The sequence below is a fragment of the Kitasatospora sp. NPDC001095 genome (assembly GCF_053598615.1).
Window position 1 is genome coordinate 1 of sequence record NZ_JBSFKQ010000117.1, and the last position, 4,094, is coordinate 4,094.

At 74.1% G+C, this 4,094-nt stretch carries 1 protein-coding gene; it reads right to left on the minus strand.

The genetic code is table 11. The annotated features are described in order from the left end of the window. Positions 1–4,094, minus strand: a 4,094-nt coding sequence (locus ACWDBB_RS36015) for a type I polyketide synthase (RefSeq protein WP_449793621.1), incomplete at both ends; no start/stop codon positions are given.

The following is a 4,094-nucleotide window of genomic DNA, read 5'->3' on the forward strand; positions in this document are numbered from 1 at the left end:
CCGCGGTCGGCCGGCATGCCGCCGACGGCGTCGCGGCCCTCGGCGACCAGTCGCCACAGGTCCTCGGGCGAGGTGACGCCGCCCGGGTAGCGGCAGGCCATCGCGACGATCGCGATCGGCTCGTCGTCCACGGCCGTCGTACGCACCGGAACGTCGTCCACCGTGCCTACGGTGCCCAGGAGTTCGGCACCGATGTGGGTCGCCAGCGCGGCGGCGGTCGGGTGGTCGAAGACCAGGGTCGCGGGCAGCCGCAGACCCGTGGCGGCGTTCAGACGGTTGCGCAGCTCGACGGCGGTCAGCGAGTCGAAGCCCAGCTCCTTGAACGCCCGACCCGCCTCGACCGCACCGGCGGAGGCGTGCCCCAGGACGGCGGCGGCCTCGGCGCGGACCAACTCGACCAGCAGGCGGTCGCGTTCGGCCTGCGACCGGCCGGACAGCCGGTCCCGCAGCTCGTTCGCCGGGCCGCCCGGAGCGGTCCCGCCGGCCTCGGTCTCGGCCAGCACTCGTACCACGTCCGGGAGTTCGGCGATCAGCGGGCGCGGGCGGGCGGCGGTGAAGGCCGGGGCGAACCGCGACCAGTCCACGTCCGTGACGGTCACCGTCGCGTCGTTGCCGTCCACGGCCTGCGCCAGCGCGGCGACCGCCGGAGCCGGAGCCATCGGCAGCAGACCACGCCGACGCAGGTGGGTCTCGTTGTCGCCCTGGGCCGCCATACCGCCCTCGGCCCACGGACCCCAGGAAACCGCCGTGGCAGCCAGGCCACGCGAACGGCGCCGCTCGGCCAGGGCGTCCAGGTAGGCGTTGGCGGCAGCGTAGGCGGACTGCCCACCACTGCCCCAGACACCCGCGATGGAGGAGAAGAGGACGAAGGCGTCCAGCTCGGTGTCCCCGAACAGCTCGTCCAGGTGCGCCGCACCGTCCACCTTGGCGGCCAGGACCTCGGCGAACTCCTCCACCGTGGTCGTGCCCAGCGGGGTCGCGCGGTCCACACCGGCGGCGTGGACGACGGCAGTGAAGGCGTGCTCGGCGAGCAGCGCCTCGACGGCCGCACGGTCGGCGACATCACACGCGGCGACAGTCACCTCGGCGCCAAGGCTCCGCAGCTCCTCGCGCAGCTCCACCGCGCCCGGGGCATCCAGGCCACGGCGGCTGGTGAGCACCACGTGCTCCGCACCGCCACCCGCCAGCCAACGGGCGACGCGGGCGCCCAGGGCGCCGGTGCCGCCGGTGACCAGGACGGTGCCGCGCGGGCTCCAGCCCGTGCCTTCGGCACGCTCGGCCCGGACGAGTCGGCGTACGAACACGCCGTTCGCGCGCACAGCGAGCTGGTCCTCGTCGCCGAGGCCGGCGAGCACGGCGGCCAGTCGGCCCTGGGCCCGCTCGTCCAGCACCTCGGGCAGGTCGACCAGACCGCCCCAGCCCTGCGGGTGCTCCAGGCCGAGCACCCGGCCCAGACCCCAGACCTGCGCCTGGGACGCGTCGCGCATCCGGTCGGCGCGGCCGATGGTGACCGCACCCCCGGTCAGCAGCCAGAGCGGGGCCTCGACGCCCGCGTCGGCGAGCGCCTGAACCGTGACCAGCGTCGACAGCACGGTGTCTGCCACGACGACGGCACCGGCCAGATCCTCGACCTCGGCCACGGCCACACCGATCCGAGCGGACAGCTCCTCCCGGTCCGGCACACCCGCGCCGATCTCCACCGGCAGAACAGCGCCACCGTGCCCGGACAGCGCGGCAACCACACCCGCCGACTCGACGCCAGCCGGGACCAGCACCAGCCAGGTGCCACCCAGGACGGCCGGCTGCCCACCGACACCCGCAACCGGCTTCCACGTCACCCGGTAGCGCCAGCCCTCGGCCGCCGACTCCTCCTGCCGCCTGCGACGCCAGGACGACAGCGCGGGCAACAGCGCGTCCGCACTGTCCTCCCGACGCACATCGAGCGTCGACAGGAACGTGTCCAGATCCCCCGCGTCAACCGCATCCCAGAACCGCGCCTCGGCTGCACTCAGCGCGACCGCACCCTCCGACACGACCTCACGCTCGGCGGCATGCGGCCAGTAACGCTGACGCTGGAAGGCATACGTCGGCAGCTCGACCCGGCGCACACCCGCACCAGCGAACACACCCCTCCAGTCCACAGCGACACCATGGACGTGAACGGTCGCAAGCGCCGTCAGCGCGGTCTGCGCCTCCGAGCGCTCAGCACGCAGAGCCGGAGTGAACACACCCTGCTCGACACACTCCTGGCCCATGGCCGACAGCACACCGTCCGGGCCAAGCTCCAGGTACGTGGTGACACCCTCGGCTTCGAGGGCCCGCATGCCGTCGGCGAAGCGGACCGCCCGGCGCACGTGCTGCACCCAGTACTCGGGCGAGCACAGCTCCTCGGCGGCGGCCAGGGCGCCGGTCACGTTGGACACGACCGGGATCGTCGGCGCGGCGTAGTCCAGGCCCTCGGCGACGGCCCGGAACTCCGCCAGCATGCCGTCCATCAGCGGCGAGTGGAACGCGTGGCTGACGTGCAGCCGCTTGGTCTTCTGGAACTGGCCGGCGATGGCCAGGACTTCGGACTCATCGCCCGAAATCACCACGGAGGTCGGGCCGTTGACGGCGGCGATGCTCACGTTCTCGGTCAGCAGCGGCAGGACGTCGGCCTCGGAGGCCTTGACCGCCACCATCGCACCGCCCTCGGGCAGCGCCTGCATCAGCCGGCCGCGAGCGGACACCAGGGCGACGGCGTCATCGAGCGACAGGACGCCCGCGACGTGCGCGGCCGCGATCTCACCGATGGAGTGGCCCACCAGGAAGTCCGGGCGCACCCCCCAGCTCTCGAAGAGCCGGAACAGCGCCACCTCGATGGCGAACAGCGCCGGCTGAGTGTACTCGGTGCGCGCGAGAACCGCAGCGTCCTCGCCGAACACGGCGTCACGCAGCGGCAGTTCGGCCCGTGCGCAGACCGCGTCGAAGGCGTCCGCGAACACCGGGAAGGCGTCGTACAGCTCACGCCCCATGCCCGGACGCTGGCTCCCCTGCCCCGTGAACAGGAACGCCGTCCGCCCGGCACCCGCCGTACCCGTGATCAGCCCGGCAGCGGAGCGGCCCTCGGCCAGTGCCGCCAGGCCCTCGCGCAGACCGGCCTCGTCACCGGCCGTCACCGCGGCCCGGTGCTCCAGCGCGGCACGCGTGGTGGCCAGCGAGAAGCCGACCTCGGCCGGCGACAGGTCGCCGCCCTCGTCCAGCACGACCAGCAGTCGGCCGGCCTGCGCCCGGAGCGCCTCCGGACTGCCCGCCGACAGCACCCACGGCGCCACCGGACCGGCCTCGTCGGCGATCTCCCGGGCGACCGGGGAGGCCGCGGGCGCCTGCTCGATGATGGTGTGGGCGTTGGTGCCGCTCATGCCGAAGGAGGAGACGGCCGCGCGACGCGGACGGCCGCGCTCCGGCCAGTCCCGGGCCTCGGTGAGCAGCTCGACCGCGCCCGAGGCCCAGTCGACCTCGGGGGTCGGCTCGTCCACGTGCAGGGTCTGCGGCAGCACGCCGTGCTGCATCGCCATGACCATCTTGATGATGCCGCCGACGCCGGAGGCGGCCTGGGTGTGGCCGATGTTGGACTTGAGGGAGCCGAGCCACAGCGGGTCCCCGCTGCGCTCCTGGCCGTAGGTCGCCAGCAGCGCCTGGGCCTCGATCGGGTCACCCAGTCGGGTGCCCGTGCCGTGCGCCTCGACCGCGTCGACCTCATCGGCCGACAGCCCGGCGTCGGCCAGCGCCGCGCGGATGACCCGCTGCTGGGCGGGGCCGTTCGGGGCGGTCAGGCCGTTGCTCGCACCGTCCTGGTTGATCGCCGAGCCACGCACGACCGCCAGCACGCGGTGCCCGTTGCGCTCGGCGTCGGAGAGGCGCTCCAGCAGCAGCACACCGGCGCCCTCGCCCCAGCCGGTGCCGTCGGCGGCGGCGGCGAAGGCCTTGCAGCGGCCGTCCGAGGCCAGGCCGCGCTGGCGGCTGAACTCCACGAAGGTGCCCGGGGTGGACATCACGACCACACCACCGGCCAGCGCCATCGAGCACTCACCGCTGCGCAGCGCCTGCACGGC